General features: G+C 36.3%; 16 protein-coding genes. 11 read left to right on the forward strand and 5 right to left on the reverse strand.

The genetic code is table 11. From position 1 onward, the window contains the following. Positions 1-20: 20 nt before the first annotated feature. Together BN358_RS09125 and BN358_RS09130 are read right to left on the reverse strand one after the other, a co-directional pair. A complete protein-coding gene (locus BN358_RS09125; RefSeq protein WP_019228938.1) occupies positions 21-2,036 on the reverse strand; it encodes a methyl-accepting chemotaxis protein in 2,016 nt (671 codons plus the stop codon). A gap of 122 nt (positions 2,037-2,158) precedes the next feature. Then, positions 2,159-2,683 (reverse strand): flavin reductase, encoded by a 525-nt coding sequence (locus BN358_RS09130; protein ID WP_019228939.1) that lies wholly within the window; start codon positions 2,681-2,683, stop codon positions 2,159-2,161. 154 nt (positions 2,684-2,837) lie between these two features. Here BN358_RS09130 and BN358_RS09135 point away from each other — a divergent pair, with 154 nt between their 5' ends. The 10 genes from BN358_RS09135 to BN358_RS09175 all read left to right on the forward strand — a co-directional run bounded on the left by BN358_RS09135 (position 2,838) and on the right by BN358_RS09175 (position 13,247). Further along, entirely contained in the window at positions 2,838-3,548 is a 711-nt protein-coding gene (locus tag BN358_RS09135; RefSeq protein ID WP_019228940.1) for a hypothetical protein, read from the forward strand. Continuing rightward, the gene (locus tag BN358_RS25315) at positions 3,545-3,772 is read left to right on the forward strand and encodes a hypothetical protein (RefSeq protein ID WP_157593291.1); all 228 of its coding nucleotides are present in this window, start codon (positions 3,545-3,547) and stop codon (positions 3,770-3,772) included. The genes BN358_RS09135 and BN358_RS25315 overlap by 4 nt, the downstream gene beginning before the upstream one ends. Continuing rightward, positions 3,672-4,577 (forward strand): hypothetical protein, encoded by a 906-nt coding sequence (locus BN358_RS09140; protein WP_019228941.1) that lies wholly within the window; start codon positions 3,672-3,674, stop codon positions 4,575-4,577. Before BN358_RS25315 ends, BN358_RS09140 begins: the two co-directional genes overlap by 101 nt. 283 nt (positions 4,578-4,860) lie before the next feature. Beyond that, entirely contained in the window at positions 4,861-5,970 is a 1,110-nt protein-coding gene (locus tag BN358_RS09145) for a DEAD/DEAH box helicase (RefSeq protein WP_019228942.1), read from the forward strand. Positions 5,971-6,420: 450 nt separating this feature from the next. Beyond that, the gene (locus BN358_RS09150; RefSeq protein ID WP_019228944.1) at positions 6,421-7,260 is read left to right on the forward strand and encodes an ABC transporter permease; all 840 of its coding nucleotides are present in this window, start codon (positions 6,421-6,423) and stop codon (positions 7,258-7,260) included. Continuing rightward, positions 7,253-8,035: an ABC transporter permease gene (locus BN358_RS09155; RefSeq protein ID WP_040582280.1), complete on the forward strand. Its 783-nt coding sequence runs from the start codon at positions 7,253-7,255 to the stop codon at positions 8,033-8,035. Before BN358_RS09150 ends, BN358_RS09155 begins: the two co-directional genes overlap by 8 nt. 12 nt (positions 8,036-8,047) lie before the next feature. Continuing rightward, positions 8,048-9,082: an ABC transporter ATP-binding protein gene (locus BN358_RS09160; RefSeq protein WP_019228946.1), complete on the forward strand. Its 1,035-nt coding sequence runs from the start codon at positions 8,048-8,050 to the stop codon at positions 9,080-9,082. 13 nt (positions 9,083-9,095) lie between these two features. Next, positions 9,096-10,157: an ABC transporter substrate-binding protein gene (locus tag BN358_RS09165; protein ID WP_019228947.1), complete on the forward strand. Its 1,062-nt coding sequence runs from the start codon at positions 9,096-9,098 to the stop codon at positions 10,155-10,157. Between the two features lie 67 nt (positions 10,158-10,224). Next, positions 10,225-11,937 carry an adenine deaminase C-terminal domain-containing protein gene (locus BN358_RS09170; RefSeq protein ID WP_019228948.1) on the forward strand — a complete coding sequence of 571 codons (1,713 nt, stop codon included), beginning with the start codon at positions 10,225-10,227 and terminating at the stop codon, positions 11,935-11,937. Beyond that, entirely contained in the window at positions 11,934-13,247 is a 1,314-nt protein-coding gene (locus tag BN358_RS09175) for an amidohydrolase (RefSeq protein ID WP_019228949.1), read from the forward strand. Before BN358_RS09170 ends, BN358_RS09175 begins: the two co-directional genes overlap by 4 nt. 89 nt (positions 13,248-13,336) lie before the next feature. On the opposite strand, the gene BN358_RS22325 is transcribed toward BN358_RS09175, so the two are convergent. Continuing rightward, positions 13,337-14,332 carry a copper amine oxidase N-terminal domain-containing protein gene (locus BN358_RS22325; RefSeq protein ID WP_019228950.1) on the reverse strand — a complete coding sequence of 332 codons (996 nt, stop codon included), beginning with the start codon at positions 14,330-14,332 and terminating at the stop codon, positions 13,337-13,339. A 139-nt stretch (positions 14,333-14,471) separates the two neighbouring features. On the opposite strand from BN358_RS22325, the gene ndk reads away from it, so the two are divergent. Further along, the gene (gene ndk, locus BN358_RS09185) at positions 14,472-14,879 is read left to right on the forward strand and encodes a nucleoside-diphosphate kinase (RefSeq protein WP_019228951.1); all 408 of its coding nucleotides are present in this window, start codon (positions 14,472-14,474) and stop codon (positions 14,877-14,879) included. A gap of 147 nt (positions 14,880-15,026) precedes the next feature. On the opposite strand, the gene fetB is transcribed toward ndk, so the two are convergent. Together fetB and BN358_RS09195 are read right to left on the reverse strand one after the other, a co-directional pair. Then, positions 15,027-15,812, reverse strand: coding sequence for an iron export ABC transporter permease subunit FetB (gene fetB, locus BN358_RS09190; RefSeq protein WP_019228952.1), 786 nt, complete (start codon positions 15,810-15,812; stop codon positions 15,027-15,029). After that, complete coding sequence (locus tag BN358_RS09195) at positions 15,813-16,451, reverse strand: ATP-binding cassette domain-containing protein (protein WP_019228953.1); 639 nt, start codon at positions 16,449-16,451, stop codon at positions 15,813-15,815. It lies immediately after the preceding gene. Positions 16,452-16,569 lie beyond the last annotated feature (118 nt).

Here is a 16,569-nt window from a genome sequence, read left to right on the forward strand (position 1 = left end):
CAGCTTTTTGTTAAATTTTGTTACTGGTTCACCATTTCATGAAGGGATTGTGCCTGTGCTGAAAGTTCTTCACTGGCAGCTGCAGTTTCTTCCGATGAAGCAGAGTTTGCATTAACAACACTTGATATCTGATCTATTCCTATATTAATCTGAGAAATTGCCTCTCTTTGTTTCAGTGCTGCTTCAGCTATTTCATTAATTATGCTGTTTACCTCATTTGTCTTTGTTACGACATTATGGAGAGCATTTTCTGTTTCAGCGGCTATTTTACTGCCATTGTCCACAGCTGTTATGGAGTTTTCTATTAATATGGCTGTACTTTTTGCTGCCTCAGCGCTTTTGTTTGCTAAGTTCCTGACCTCATCTGCAACTACTGCAAAGCCCTTTCCGTGTATGCCTGCTCTTGCTGCCTCAACAGCAGCATTCAGAGCCAGGATGTTTGTCTGGAATGCTATGTCGTCAATGGTTTTTATGATTTTTCCGATTTCCTTTGAAATTAAATTTATGTTATCCATTGCTTTGACCATTTCATTCATATGATCGCTGCTTGATCTAACTTCACGTCCGGCTTCCGTAGAAAGAGAATTTGCAGCTTCAGCGCTTGCTGCATTTTCGCTGATTTGAACAGCTATGTTTTCAATTGTTGAAGATAGTTCCTCTGTTGCACTTGCCTGTTCAGTGGAACCCTGTGCAAGGGACTGAGAGGCAGATGATACATGTGATGAGCCGCTTTCTATGCTGTCAGCCATGACTTTTATTTCTTTTAATATGTTGCCAAGTTCTGAAAACAGATTCTCGACAATATTCATGATTTCTCTGTAAATGCCACTGTGTTTTGTTTTATCAACAGACATAGTAAGGTCTCGGCTTATGAGCGCATTGTGGAACATGCTTATATCGCTTGACATCAATTGAACAGAATTGACTGCACCTTCCATGGAGCGGGCAAGCATACCTATTTCATCATTGCTTTTTATTTCGTTTATCATTGATAAAACTTCATCGTCTACTTGTCCTGTTTCAATTGCACTTGCTGCTTTAACAACCTTTTCTATTGGAGTTTTCAGTCCTCTTTTAAGAACCGCCGCTATTATGGATATGTCAAGTATTATTGAAACTATGGCTATTATGAAAATTATAATTATGTTATTGTAGAATGTCTTTTCAATATCTGTATGATCCATTCCTGAATACAACACTCCTGTAACAGTCTTTCCGTCACCGGACATTATGGGGTAGTATGCAGTGATGAAATTTTTGCCGAAGAGTTTTGTTTTTCCTGTGTATTCTTGCTTTTCGTTGATAACTATATTTGCTATTTTGGGGTCTAGAGTTGTTCCTACAACCCTTTTGCCGTCTGCGACAATTGTAGTATTGATTCTTGTGTCTCCGGAAAAAATGGTGAATTCATCTCCGGTCATTTCCTTTAAATTATCTACAAATTCAGTGTTGTCAAGGTTGTATGATGTATATGTTGTGCCTATTATTGCACCGTTTTTAAATATGGGACTTGAAGCATTTACTGAATACACGGAGTTTTCATCTTGTTCTATGGTGCTGAATGTGTCGCCTGATAGTGCCATCTTTATTGTATATCTTCCTGAAATGTTGCTGCCGGCCATGTTGGTTTCACTTGTGCTTGATAAAATTGTGCCTGTTGCATCAGTCACAACAATGTTATCAATATCAAGTGCTTCTCCTAGATATTTGATTTCCTTGAGAATGTCTTCATGGTTGCTGGCGCTTAATGATTCAATGATCGTCTGATCCATTGAAACTGTCTTTGCTGAAATTTCTAGCGTGTTGCTCAGGTTTTCAAGCTCCTCCTTCATAAAATCCGCAGATGTTACTGCCTGTTGGGAAGAAAGCTTGGTAATCAGGGAATTCATAGGAATTAAGGAAGCAGCGGCCGTTACAATTACTGCGGTGGCAACACAGATTCCGAGTATCCTGAGAATTCTGGCGCTTAAATTTCTTGGACTGTTTAACCTGCGTGGTCTGTTTGATGATCTTTTGTCTAATAGTTTTCTTTTCATTTTTGCTCCCCTTGTTGTTAGTACTTATTATCTTTATTATCGAACTATTTTTTAGAAAGTTTAGAGCAAAAATTCATTATTTTGACAAATTTCGACATTGACATAAAACAAAATTCCACAAATTATTGTGGGATTTTGTCAAGTTTTTTTAATATTTTTACCACTTCTGAAATGTAGAGCTTGTGATAATCTTTGTTTGGATACCACTTTTCATCATTAGCTTTTTCAATAAAGAATTCAGGCTTGAAATCCTGAGCGTAAAGTTTCCTACACACAATGACCAAACTTGCTTCTTCAAATGTAGGAGTGTTGTCTATGTGCATTAATGTGAGCCCTGATTTCTGTATTTTATCTTCTAATTTTCCTGATACGGCTCCCAGATATGACAGCTGCTTTTTATATGCTGCTTCAAAAAATGAAATAGAAAAAGTATCAGAGTTTTCAATGAATTCCTTTGTGTAACGCTGAGGCCTTATAACAGTGTAAGAAACATTTTTGCCCCACATTACTCCAAGTCCTCCCCAGGAGGCTGTCATTGTGTTTGCCTTGCCGTCTTTTTCGGCAGTCAAGAGCATCCAGTCATGTCCAATGAGTTTAAAAGGACTTATGTTCAATTCTTCTGCATTGATTTCAATAAAATTACTCAAGTTCTCAATCCTTTCTATATGTAATGCAATAAGTATATCAAAGATATAAAATAATTCAACATGTTTAAGGAATATACATATCTTTCCAAAATTTAAATGATGGTTTGCCTTAGTTTTATGATTGTATTTGTCGAATATTATTCAGAGGTATATTATGAGAGAAATAGACAAGAAAGCAATGGAAGTTAAAGAAAATAAAAAACACATAGAAGCATTTCTTAAGGAATATGAATTCTTTATTTTAAAGACAGCATACAAGGCAACAGGCAAGTACATAACAAAAAGCGATGATCAGTGGTCAGTTTCACTTTCGGCTTTTAATGAAGCAGTCAATGCTTACTCATATGAAAAAGGATCTTTTTTATCGTTTTCAGAAATTGTAATCAAAAGGAGATTATATGACTATATAAAGAAGCAGTCCAGGCATTTTTGCGAAGTTTCTGTAAACCCCTATGTTTTTGAAAGTGATGGGGAAGAGGAAGACATTATGCTGATGCAGGAAGTAATGGAAAAGGTTGCGGTCAAAGAAGAAAATGAAGCAAAAATCGAAATTGAAGCTGTTTCCGGAATACTCAAAGAATACGGATTTTCTTTTTTTGATTTGGCTGATGTTTCTCCCAAGGCAAAAAAAACAAAGACAGTATGTGCAAAAGCAATTGTTTATATAATTAAGAACTCAATTTTGCTGAATGAAATGAGAAGGTTGAAGCTTCTTCCATTAAAAACCATAGAAAATAATTTGAAGCTACCCAGAAAATTATTGGAGAGGCACAGAAAATACATAATAGCAGGGGCGGAGATAATGTCCGGAGATTATCCCGTACTTCAGGAATATTTGAAATTTGTCAGGGAGGAAATGAAGTGAAAGGTATTGTAATAGAAATCAATAATGATCAAGCAGCTGTCCTGTCTGACAATGGTGCAGTTGTAAGAATAAAAAATAAAAATTATAAGACAGGACAGGTGGTCAAAATGAAAGAAAACAAAAATGAATTTTATAAAAAAAGCAGGAAGCATAGCTGCTGTTTTAGCTATAACTGCAGCAGGGAGCTTTGCATATGCAGCACCGGCAACTTATGTGAGTCTTGATGTTAATCCTTCAATCGAATACGCTGTGAATACTTTTGGAAGAGTATTATCAGTTAAAGCAGTAAATGATGACGGAGAAGTGATAACTACTGAACTGGATGTTAAAAATGTAAACATATCAAAAGCTGTAAAAGTTACTATAGATAAATTGAGAGAAGGCGGATACATCACTGACGATGAAGATGCAGGAATAGTAATAACAATTTCAGCTAAAAACGATGAAAAGGCTGAAGAATTAGCTGAAGAACTTGAAGAAGAAACAAAGGAGTATGTTGAAGAAATAGGTGAGACCGCAGAAGTGGAAGCTGAAGCAGTGGGAAAAGAAAGAGTTGAAGAAGCCAGAACTCTTGGGGTAACTCCAGGAAAACTGAACCTTGTGCAAAAATTGGTTAAAAGTACTGAAGGTATAGAAGGCGCAGAAGAAATAGACATGGAAGAATGGCTTGACAAGTCAGTTAAGGAAATCAACAAGGCAATAAAAGAAAACAGAAAACAATTAAAAGAGGCTGCAAAAGAAGTTGAAGATGCAGTTGAAGAAGATGAAGAAAATGTAAAAACTGCTGATGAAGATGAAATTGAAAATGTAATTGAAGACGAAACTCAAGAAGCAAAAATAAAAAACAACAATGGCAATGAAAAAAATAAAGCTAACAATCTTAAAAATAATAAAAATGATGATGTAGAAGATATTGAAGATGAAGAAACCGAAGAAGCTGAAGCAAAAGAAAATGAAGATGAATCTGAAGCAGCTCCATCAAATAAAACAAACAATTCATCAAGCAATAAAAAGGAAAAAAACAATTAATAAAATATGCACTCTCCAAAGCAATGCTGACCTTTAAGGTCAGTTTGTTTTTTTATATGCTTGGAAAGTTCTCTTTCCTAGTATATAAAAACGGAGATTGCAAAGGGCGGGGCGCCCTTGCCGTCAAGGGGGGGTGCTCAGCGAAAAATACGTTAGTAGTTTTTGCGCGGTCGGGGGACATAGGTCCCCCTAGCGGAGTTGCGTAGCAACTTTTTTAAATATATTAGTAAAAAACCCTGTGACGTGGTATAATATTACAAATAATATATTGAAAGGTAAAATAATGGATTTTAAAGAACTAGGAATAAGCGAAAACATTTTAGATGTTTTGAAATCTGCAGGAATCACTAATCCAACACCAATACAGGAAGAGTGCATTAATTTCATAAAAAACGGTAAGGATGTAATCGGAGAGGCACAGACGGGAACGGGAAAAACTCTTGCATTTTTGCTTCCGATTTTTGAAAATATATCTGCTGAATCTGATTTTATTCAGTGTCTAATTATAACTCCCACAAGAGAACTAGCCATACAAATAACAGATGAGTCAATGAAACTTAAAATGGCAAAGGAAATAAATATACTTGCTGCATACGGGGGCAAGGACATTGATGCTCAAATAAGAAAACTGAAGGGTGCTGTCCACATGGTGATTGCAACTCCCGGCAGACTTCTGGATCACTTGTCAAGGCATACGGTGGACCTAAAAAAATTAAAAACACTGGTAATTGATGAAGCTGATCAGATGCTCCTCATGGGATTTAAAAATGAGGTTGAAGACATAGTGGCTGAAACTTCCAAATCAAGACAGACATTGTGCTTTTCAGCAACCATAGATTCTCAGGTGAAAAAACTTGCCTATAAGTACATGAAAGATCCTGTAACGGTTTCTGTGAAAAAAGAAAGTGTTACTTTGGAAAATATAAAACAAAATGTAGTAGAAACTACAGACAGGCAAAAACAAGATGCTTTGTGCAAAGTGCTTGATGAGGACAGACCGTTTATGGCAATAATATTCTGCAGGACGAAAGTCAGGGTTGATAAGCTGGAGGAAGACATGCACATAAGGGGATACAACTGCGATAAAATTCACAGCGATGTAGTACAGAACAAACGTGAAAGAATAATGAAATCCTTCAGAAAAGGAGACATACAGTATCTCATTGCTTCAGATGTTGCAGCCAGAGGTCTTGATATCGGAGGTGTAAGCCATATATATAATTATGACATGCCTGAAAACACTGAATCCTATATACACCGAATAGGCAGGACTGGAAGAGCAGGCGAAAAAGGATACACTTGTCTGTTTGCTGCTCCAAAGGATATGAAAAACCTGGAAGAAATAGAAGAAGCAATAGGTTTTAAAATTGAAAGAAGAACTGTAAAGTTGTAGAAACATTAATTAAATAGTATATATAGATAATAATTCTGTTTTAATAGCAGGATTTTTTATGCTGAGGATTTTGTTTTCTATTGTTGCATTATATCAAACAATTAATGCCATAAATAAATATATTGTTCGTGTTTTGCTACGTTTGCAGGGTGTAAAGTTTTCAAAAAAATATTTATTGAAAGCATTTTAGTTGAATAAATAAAGATAATAAATAAAATTTAAAAATTAAATAATTTAAAAATACATTTAAAATCAAGGAAAATAAATTTAAGGAACTAGTTTGAATAATTAATAATTATAGTATAAAAAGATAAAATAATAATATATTTTTAATATCACCTTTATATAAATATTGACACGATAGTTCGCAAATGCTATAATTCAAAAGATTGTTGCACATGTGAATTTTTTCATTGTTACAACAATATTAATCTAGATAGTGAGGTAAAAATGAAACTAAAAAGAAATACAATGCTTTTCTTGTTGCCGGGAACCGTATTATTGATTTTATTTCTATTTCTTCCCCTTTTGTCAATTTTATTTCCGACATTTTTCGATGAAGTTTTTACAATAGGAAAATATATAGAGTTTTTTAAAGATAGTTATAATTTGGGGATATTGTGGAGAACATTCAAAATATCCATGATTGTAACTATTATTTGTGTAATTCTTGGAGTTCCCACTGCATACTTCATGTCTCTTACATCAAAGAGGACAAGAAGCATACTTCTGGCTGTCACATTGTTTCCTCTTCTTACTAACTCGGTAATCCGAAGCTTTGCATGGATAACAATTCTTGGTAAAAACGGAGTTCTTAATTCATTTTTGCTTTCTCTTAACATAATTAAAGAACCTGTAGGCTTACTTTACAGCGAATTTGCAATAATAATAGGTACTGTATATTTGTTCCTTCCTATTTTAGTAACAACAGTTCTTGGAGTTTTGGACAACATTGACGGAGATTTAATTGAGGCAGCTCAGACTCTCGGAGCCAATTATTTAAAATCTTTCACAAAAGTAATTCTTCCATTATGCATACCTGGAATTCTGGTTGGTAGTATGCTCGTATTTACAGGTACTCTTACTGCTTACACAACTCCGCAGATGTTGGGAGGAAATAAAAATATGATGCTTTCTACAATGCTTTACCAGGAAGCCAGTGCTCTTGGCAACTGGACAAACGCTGGAGTTATAGCGCTTATAATGATTGTGGTAACACTTGTCGTAATGCAGATTTTCAATATAATAGCCAATCAGTTTGACAAGAGAGGAGAAGATGAAAATGCGTAAAAAAAATATAGGGCTTACATTAATGGCCAGTCTGGTGTTTGCCTTTTTAATTATTCCTCTGTTTATAGTTGTTGTTACAGCTTTTGGAGAATCAGCTTCAATACAGTTTCCAATCAAAGGTTTTTCACTTCAGTGGTTTGGAGAAGTATTCAAAACAAAATCATTTATAAGAGGAATGAAAACAAGTCTATTAATTTCCATATGGGCAACTGTGGCGTCAATTATAGTTGGTGTTCCGGCTGCTTATGCTCTAGCCAGAGGAACGGTTAAGCGAAAGGCTTTTCTTAAAAATGTATTTTTGTCTCCCACATTTGTGCCGGGAATTGTTATAGGTTTTGCACTTTTTCAGTTTCTTACAATAAAGCTTCAAATGAAGATAATTACAAGCTTATTCATGGGACATTTTCTCATTTCCCTTCCGTATATAATTAGGGTTGTAGGTTCAAGTCTTGAGCAGTTCGACTTCAGCGTTGAGGAAGCTGCCTGGACACTTGGATGCACAAAATCTAAATCATTTATAAAAATTGTCCTTCCCAATATTTCCTCGGGAATATTTGCCTCATTCATGCTTGCATTTATCAATTCATTCAACAACATTCCTGTTTCAATGTTTTTATCAGGACCTGGAGTTCAGACTCTGCCCATAGCCCTGATGAATCACATTGAATACAATTACGATCCGACTGTTTCTGCCATGTCGGTAATGCTAATGCTATGCACTATTTTATTGATGTGGGTGATTGAAAAGACGTTAGGTCTTGCAACAATTGCCTAGAAAGGAGTAATTATGGGTTTTGTAGAATTAAAAAACATTGATTTAAGTTATGACAAGAGTAAATATATTTTGAAAGATTTAAACTTGACAATAGAAAAAGGGGAGCTTGTTTCATTGCTGGGACCAAGCGGCTGCGGCAAAACAACAACTCTAAGAATCATAGCCGGTCTCATAAATCCAAACAACGGAAACTTCATTGTGGATGGGGAAGATTTGACAAATATTCCGGTTCACAAAAGAAATTTTGGAATGGTTTTTCAAAGCTATGCATTGTTTCCACATATGACAGTTTTTGACAATGTAGCCTTTGGTTTAAAAAACCGCAAAATGGACAAAAATACAATCAAGGAAAAAGTTGGTCGTATTCTTGAAGTAACAGATTTGTCACAGTATGCAGGGAGATTTCCCAAACAGATGTCCGGAGGGCAAAGACAGCGTGTTGCTCTTGCCAGAGCCCTTGTAGTAGAGCCGAAGCTTTTGCTCCTTGATGAGCCGCTTAGTAACCTTGATGCGAAGCTTAGAATATCCATGAGGACAGAAATAAAAAGAATTCAGCAGCAATTAGGAATTACAACTGTATTTGTAACCCACGACCAGGAAGAATGCTTTTCTATATCCGACAAAGTTGCAGTGATGAACAACGGGGATATTGAGCAGTACGATACCCCTGAAAATATATACAAGTATCCAAGCACTGAATTTGTTGCACGCTTCATTGGCTTTGATAATTTCTTCAACGTTGAAAAAACAGGCGTTCATAATTACAAGGACATTTATGGACATGAGTTTGTAGTTGATTATGAGGACAGCCGTTCTCAGGCTGTGGCAACAATACGTCCTGATGACATTCAAATTGTTTTTCAAGATTCAAATTTGAATACAATTAAAGGAATGGTGGATGTAAGAACTTTCCTTGGCGACAGCTACCAGTATGAAATAAAGACTGAACTTGGAAAAATCAACGTGAACCATAAATCAGAAAAACCATATCAACAAGGCGATGCAGTATACCTGCATATGCCAAGCAATAAAATAATTTTAGTATAACAAGGAGAAAATAATGAAATTCAAAAAAAGTTTAGCGTTATTAATGATTACAGCAAGTTTTCTGACAGCTTGCTCAGGCGGGGACAAGAATGAAACTCCGGCTAAGGATGAACCAAAACAACTGATAGTATCTACATTTGCCATAGGTGAAGATGAAGTAAATGCTGACATCATTCAGCCATTTGAAGAAGCAAATAATTGTGAGATTATTCTTGAAACAGGAAATTCAGGAGAAAGATTCACTAAGTTTTCAACAAATCCCAACAGCGGTATAGATGTAATCGAACTTGCACAAAACAACAATGCTCAAGCAGTCGAAGCAGGATTGTATGATGATCTGGATTCAACAAAAGTTCCAAACCTTGACAACCTTATAGTTCCTGCAAAAGAATTAGCTGACAACGGTTACGGTGCACCATTTGTTGTAAACAGTCTTGGAATCATATACAACCCGCAAGCAGCAGGCATGGAAATTGATGAATGGTCTGACCTTTGGGATTCAAGTCTTGCAGGTAAAATTGCTATTCCTGACATGACAATTACTTATGGACCTCATATGCTTCACGTTGCAAGTGACTATGCAAAGACTGACATAACAAGCGATAACGGTGCTGCGGCTTTCAAGGCAATTGAAGAACTTAAGCCAAATGTTGTAAAAACATACACTAAATCATCAGACCTGGCTAACATGTTCCAGACAGGAGAAATTTCTGTAGCTGTTGTTGGAGACTTTGCTCTTCCGGTTATATACAAGGCTCAGCCTGATTTATCCTATGTAGTTCCTCAAAGCGGAACATATGCAAACTTCAATGTAATAAACGTAAGTGCTGCTTCAGAAAACAAGGAACTTGCTTATGCTTTTGTTAACTGGAGAATTTCTGAAGAAGTTCAGGCTAAAACAGCTTTATCTTTAAATGAAACACCAACAAACAAAAATGTTCAGCTTGATGAAGCAACAGCAAAGAACAAGACATACGGAGAAATTGCAGAGCGTGCAAAATCAATTGATTCAAGTTTTGTAAACAAAAACCTGGATGAATGGATTAACCAGTGGAACCGTATAATGAATCAGTAATCATTGAGAGGACAAGGGAAACCCTGTCCTTTGTTTATTTTCAGCATACCAGGAATAAGGGGAAAATATGAAAGCAGATATTATTTTTTACAATGCGCAGGTTTTCAATGTGTTTTTAAAAAAATTCGAAAAAAAGAATATTGCAGTTAAAGACGGCAGATTTTTTTGGGTTCATTCCGGCCAAATGGCTGAGCTTGAAGCAGAGAGCTGTGTTGATATGCATGATAAATTCATTATTCCCGGATTAATTGATGTACACATGCACATAGAAAGTTCAATGACAACACCTTTAAGATTTTCTGAAGCAGCAATACGCTGGGGGACCACAACTGCTGTTGCTGATGCCCATGAAATTGCAAATGTAGCTGGACTTGAAGGTTTACAAAGCTTTGCTGATGCGGATACTGTTCTCGACATTTTTTATGCAGTTCCTTCATCAGTCCCTTCAACAAACGAGACTATGGAAACCACCGGAGGAAAAATCGGAAAAGATGAAACCATAGCCCTTCTCAACAACAAAAATGTAATATGCCTTGGAGAAGTAATGGATTTTAACGGTCTTGTGAACGATGAAAATTCTGTGATTAAAGGTATTGTAAAAACTTTCAGAGAACAAAAGCCGAATTTTCCTGTGGAAGGTCATATTCCAAGAGTGGAAGGCCTTAACCTTGCAAGGTTTTTATTTGAGGGAATCAATTCAGACCACACTCAACAAAGTCCAGAGTCAATTGCAGAAAAAGTATCAAGCGGAGTGTTCCTTCAGTTTCAGAAGAAATCAGTTTCTAAGGAAAACATGGATGTAGTAGCCCAAAATAATTTTTGCGAGTATGGTTGCTTTGTCACCGATGATGTAATGGCTGATGATTTGAGAAATGGACACTTAAATGATATTTTAAAGCTTGCAGTCCACAGTGGGCTTCCTGTGGAAACTGCAATTTACATGTGCACCTACACTCCTGCAAGACACATGGGATTAAGAGACAGAGGATGTATTGCTCCGGGAAAAATTGCTGACATGGTTGTTCTTGACAGCATTGATGATTTCAGCATATCAAGTGTATATAAAAACGGAAAAATTGTGAACAAAATAGATTGTGAGCCACAGGCTGTTAACAAATCAGTATTTCCAGACATGCTGTACAAAAGCATCAAGTGCAGAGAATTGACAACTGAAGATTTAAGAATAAAAGTAACAGATGATAGAAACGTGAAAGAAGCAGTATGCAACATCATCGAAATTGAAAAGTTCGGTACATTTACAAGAAAGACAAAAAGAAATGTTCCTGTTGTAAATGGAATTTTAAATTGGGAAAAACTTAATCTGTCACTTTTGATTGTAATGGAAAGATACGGAAAAACAGGCCAAATCACTTTTGCACTTACGGATATTCTTAAATCTACAGGAGCTGTTGGAACCACATGGGCTCACGATCACCACAACCTCATGGTTATGGGAACAGATCCTGAAGACATGGTAACTTTGCAGCACAAGCTCTTAAAGGAACAAGGGGGCTACGGTGTTTGTGTTGACAATGAAATTACAGCATTTTGCCACCTTCCCATAGGAGGAATCATAAGTGATGAGCCCATTGAAATCTTGGGAGAAAATTTGTCCCGCGTAAGGCAAGGGATGATTGAAATGGGATATGAAAATTCAAATGCTGTCATGTCCTTTGCTACTTTATCACTGCCTGTGTCTCCAACGATAAAGGTCACGGACAAGGGAATATTCCACTGCTTAACTCAGGAAAAAATTCCACTGGTGGAGGAACTAATATGAAAACTCTTTTCACGAACGCAGTAATAGTAACAATGAATGATAGCTTTGATGTTTTCAACAAAGGGTATCTTCTTGTTGAGGATGGTATAATTAAAGCTGTTGGTCCCATGGAGCAATGTATTGATGACAAAGCAAACATGGAGGTTGTGGATGCAGAAGGAGGAATAATGATTCCAGGGTTTGTGAATACGCACACTCACATTGGAATGATTCCATTCAGAGGTCTGGGAGAAGACATGAAGGACAGGCTGAACCGTTTTTTATTTCCTCTGGAACAAAAAAGGATGACTTCATCTTTGGCAAAAGCAAGTGCAAAATATGCTGTTGCTGAAATGCAGCTCTCCGGGATTACTACTTTATTTGACATGTATTATTTTGAAGATGATATTGCAGAAGCAGTAAAAGAGATGGGAGAAAGAGCGGTACTGGCAGAAACAATCATAGAAAATACAATTGATTCCAAAGAGCCCTATGGAGGTCTTATGTATGCTGAAAAGTTCATTGAAAAGTGGGCTGGAAAAAATAATCTAATCACTCCTGCTATAGCACCTCACGCTCCGTATTCAAACACTAAAGAATCTCTTGTAAATAGCAAAATAATTGCAGATAAATATAATGTTCCCTACATGATACATCTTGCTGAAATGGATTATGAAGTTGCTCTCCTAAAAGATAAATACAACATGACGCCTGTTGAGTATCTGGAAAGAATTGGGTTTCTAAGCAGCAATCTGGTTGCAGCCCACTGCATTTTTATGAATGAAAGGGATGCAGAAATCATGGCTCGTTACGGAGTAAATGTATCTCACTGTGTTGTTGCCAACACAAAGTCAGGAAAGGGCATATCGCCGGTAAAGCTCATGCAGGAAAAAGGAGTATGTGTGGGACTTGGAACAGACGGTCCCATAAGCGGAAACACTCTTGATATGTTTACTGTGATGAAGGCTGTGGCACTTGCTCAAAAAACATTTTTGCATGACCGTTCTGCCTACACATCCAGGGAAATTTTAAAAATGGCTACCATTGACGGTGCAAAGTGCCTTGGTATTCATAAATACACCGGTTCTCTGGAGGTTGGTAAAAGGGCAGATGTTACAATTGTGGAAACAGAAAGCATCAACATGTACCCAATGCATGATCCATATGCAGCTCTTGTTTATCAGGCTAATGCAGGAAATGTGCATACTGTATATGTAGATGGTGTAAAAAGAGTACACAATAAAAAGCTGTGCAGTTACTCGGTTAAAAAACTAAGATGTGAACTTGAACAAACATCAATTGAGTTTAATGATGCTGTATCAAAAATGTGATATAAAAAACAAGAGTCAGCAATGCTGACTCTTGTTTTTATATTTACCATAGGGAGGAGAGCAGGGCGCGGAAAGCCCCGCCCGTTATATTAATCGGCCATGTAACGGCCGGTGTTAATAATGATGTTGTTTTCAAAAAAACTAACTATTTTCACGCCAAGTGCTTCTTTGAAGAAGCTCAAAGGAACATATGATCTGTCATCTTTAATTAATGGCGCAGATTCAAGAAGAACAGTATCTTTTCCTGCAACAGTTATGCTTTTTTCTCCTATTCTTACCTGAACATCACTTCCTACCATAATACATCTTTCTTCGTTGTTCCATGTAACTTCATACTTAAGAGCTTCAGAAATAGCTCTTAAAGGAACCATAACAGTACCGTCTTCGTCAATAAATGCAGAGGGTGCTTCTATTGCTGCATCTTCTACGAATATGCTTAGAGGATCTACTTCCTGCTGTGACAATACTATTATTTTATATGGAGTTGTCTGTGCAGGTAAGCTTTTAGTAGTAAAATCATAAAACACTATCATTTTTCTGTTTGTGAGAACTGTTTGTAGTTCTTCAGCTGTTGGAGCCTTGAACCAATTTATTTGTGTGTTGTTTTCCCAGATAATTTCAGTATCTGTGGAAATGTTAAGCTTAAGCTGTTTATCACTGCTTAATAGATTTGCATCAAATTTGTCAGCCTTCATGAACCCTTCAGCGGGTTTAGCGGCTACGATGTCTATGGAATACTGAGGCGGATAAATTAAAATCATTGGTTTTCCTGACTCGTAGTATCCGGTTATTTCTTTTCCTTCCTCAATTTTTACATCATCAACATAATATGTTTGCTCCGTTAAAACGAAGTATGCAGGCGAATTGTCCTTGTCCTCAAGGTATACCTTTATTGCTCCTTGGTTGCCTTCTTCTATGCTTTTAACTGTGCCTGTAAAAGACGTATAGAAGGAAAAGGGAACAGCAGGTTCAACAGCGATTTCTTCTGCCTCCTGGTTTTCCTGAATAGTTTCTGCTGCTGCAAAAGTTGAAAATGTCATTGTCAATGTCAAAATCAATGCGATTAATCTTAATGTCTTCTTCATGATGTACCTCCTTTTGATTTTATTAATTAGACGGACATTTTTTTTAAATGTTCCATAAAATAAAATAATATGTAAATTTTATTTTGTTGAATATTTTGTGTAATAATTGTAAGATTATAACAAACATGTAGGAGGATCTATGGAAAAAACACTGGTATTGATTAAGCCTGACGCAGTTGAAAGAAAATTGATGGGTGAAATTATTTCTGCCTATGAAAAAAAAGGACTTCACATTTGCGCTTTAAAGCTTATGACTCCGTCAGAAGAAATTGCAGAAGAGCATTACGCCGAACACAAGGACAAATCATTTTTTTCAAATCTTATAGAATTTTTAAAAAGAGGAGAAGTGTGTGCCATGATTGTTGAAGGAGAAAATGTTGTTGAAGCAGTCAGAAAAATAAACGGAGCAACTGATCCTTTAAATGCAGAAGCAGGGTCCATAAGGGGAACATATGCCCTGTCAAAATCAGAAAACTGTGTTCATGGTTCAGATTCAAAAGAAAGCGCAAAAAGAGAAATCAAAATATGGTTTCCCGAATTTCAATGATTTATGAAAACAAATTTTGTACAATTGACAAACTCCGACGCTGTCATCCTGAACGACAGTGAAGGATCTCATCTTTATTGAAAACATGAGATTCTGCAGTTTCGCACACAAAATATTTGTCCTTAGGACAAAATTCTTAAGTATTTATCAATCTTCAATTATGAGCTGGCTTTCATGGTTGAAAAAGGTTTTGTACCCCAGCTGTACAACTAAAATGACTGTGAGAGCCACACTGCCCATAATTCCAAGCATTATTGCAATTTGATACTTTATGGCAATAAGAGGAGAAGTTCCGGACAAAATCTGGCCTGTCATCATTCCCGGCAGGAAGACAATTCCCATACCAAGCATGGAGTTAATTGTAGGTACTATAGCTGAATCAAAGGCACTGTCTACTATTTCCTTTGCTGCTTTCTTAGGTGTGGCTCCAAGCATCAGGGCTGCTTCAACAAGGTGTTTTTGCTGGTGCATTCCATCCACCAGCCTGGAAATTCCCAATGATATTCCTGTCATTGAATTTCCTACAAGCATACCGCCAATTGGGATGAAGTACTGAGGGTCGTACCATGGATTAATGTTGACAACCACAATAAGAAAATAAAAAATTGTGGTTATTGTTCCGGCAGCCATGGAAAAACTGATGATTTTTTTCAGTGCGTTTGAAAGAGGAAGTTTTGACCGTTTAATGATTGTATAGATTGCAAAAACTTCCATAACAGCCATAAGGGCAATTGTTGACAATGGATTTGGATTACCAAATATGTAAACAAGCACATAACCCGTTAATATGAGCTGCAATGTCATTCTAACTGATGCGATGATAATTTCCTTTTCTCTTGATATTCCTTTATGTTTAACTATTAATAAAAGCAACAAAACAAACACATATGCAAAAGCAAGCTGCTTAAGGTTTAAATTAACTACTCCATCCATTTATTTATCCTCCTGGATTTTTAATTTTCCTTTTTCTATGGTGACAATTTCGTCGGAAAAGCGTTCAGCCACAGATTTTGAATGGGTTACCATCACAAGGGTCTTTTTGTTTTTTCTTGAATAATCCACCAGAGCTTCTATGATGATGTTTTCCGTATCTTCATCCAGGGCAGATGAAGGTTCATCCAGCAGCAGTACCTCAGGATTCATTATTAAAATCCTTCCAAGGGCAAGTCTTTGCTTTTCTCCCCCTGATAATTTTTCTGCATTGTCATTTATATCCTTGTTCAACTTAACAGTCTTGAGGATAGAATTAAGAATTTCATCACTAACTGCAGGTTTTTCTGAAAAATTAAGTCCCATGAGCAGATTGTCCCTGATGTTTCCCTTGAATACGGCAGGTGACTGAGGAAGCATTACAACGCTTCGCCTGAGTATTACTGAATCAATTTCACTGAGAAGTTTATTGTTGTAGTAAATTTCTCCGCTGTCACAGCTTATCATTTTGTTTAAGAGCCTTAAAAGAGTAGTTTTACCGCTTCCGCTTTCACCAACAATACATGTTGTCAGGTTTTTTTTTATTTCAAGATTGTTTATATCAAGTATGTTTTTGTATTTGACATTTTTAAGTAAGAACATAATTCCTCCATAACTGTTTGACATTCATTTTATTTTATCCTATTTGTCTATTTGATTCAACATTATATGTGTTAATAGAAAAATAAATTGACAATGAGTTGAAAATGAAATAATTTAT

Source organism: Sedimentibacter sp. B4, assembly GCF_000309315.1.
In the GTDB taxonomy this organism is placed as follows: Bacteria; Bacillota; Clostridia; order Tissierellales; family Sedimentibacteraceae; genus Sedimentibacter; species Sedimentibacter saalensis.

What these genes read in the sequence shown, in the direction of transcription:
- BN358_RS09135 (WP_019228940.1), top strand. Translation starts at nt 2,838, where the DNA reads ATGAGAGAAATAGACAAGAAAGCAATGGAAGTTAAAGAAAATAAAAAA.
- BN358_RS09160 (WP_019228946.1), top strand. Translation starts at nt 8,048, where the DNA reads ATGGGTTTTGTAGAATTAAAAAACATTGATTTAAGTTATGACAAGAGT.
- BN358_RS09140 (WP_019228941.1), top strand. Translation starts at nt 3,672, where the DNA reads ATGAATTTTATAAAAAAAGCAGGAAGCATAGCTGCTGTTTTAGCTATA.
- BN358_RS09165 (WP_019228947.1), top strand. Translation starts at nt 9,096, where the DNA reads ATGAAATTCAAAAAAAGTTTAGCGTTATTAATGATTACAGCAAGTTTT.
- BN358_RS09170 (WP_019228948.1), top strand. Translation starts at nt 10,225, where the DNA reads ATGAAAGCAGATATTATTTTTTACAATGCGCAGGTTTTCAATGTGTTT.
- BN358_RS09125 (WP_019228938.1), bottom strand. Translation starts at nt 2,036, where the DNA reads ATGAAAAGAAAACTATTAGACAAAAGATCATCAAACAGACCACGCAGG.
- BN358_RS09195 (WP_019228953.1), bottom strand. Translation starts at nt 16,451, where the DNA reads ATGTTCTTACTTAAAAATGTCAAATACAAAAACATACTTGATATAAAC.
- fetB (WP_019228952.1), bottom strand. Translation starts at nt 15,812, where the DNA reads ATGGATGGAGTAGTTAATTTAAACCTTAAGCAGCTTGCTTTTGCATAT.
- BN358_RS09145 (WP_019228942.1), top strand. Translation starts at nt 4,861, where the DNA reads ATGGATTTTAAAGAACTAGGAATAAGCGAAAACATTTTAGATGTTTTG.
- BN358_RS09150 (WP_019228944.1), top strand. Translation starts at nt 6,421, where the DNA reads ATGAAACTAAAAAGAAATACAATGCTTTTCTTGTTGCCGGGAACCGTA.
- BN358_RS09175 (WP_019228949.1), top strand. Translation starts at nt 11,934, where the DNA reads ATGAAAACTCTTTTCACGAACGCAGTAATAGTAACAATGAATGATAGC.
- BN358_RS09155 (WP_040582280.1), top strand. Translation starts at nt 7,253, where the DNA reads ATGCGTAAAAAAAATATAGGGCTTACATTAATGGCCAGTCTGGTGTTT.
- ndk (WP_019228951.1), top strand. Translation starts at nt 14,472, where the DNA reads ATGGAAAAAACACTGGTATTGATTAAGCCTGACGCAGTTGAAAGAAAA.
- BN358_RS22325 (WP_019228950.1), bottom strand. Translation starts at nt 14,332, where the DNA reads ATGAAGAAGACATTAAGATTAATCGCATTGATTTTGACATTGACAATG.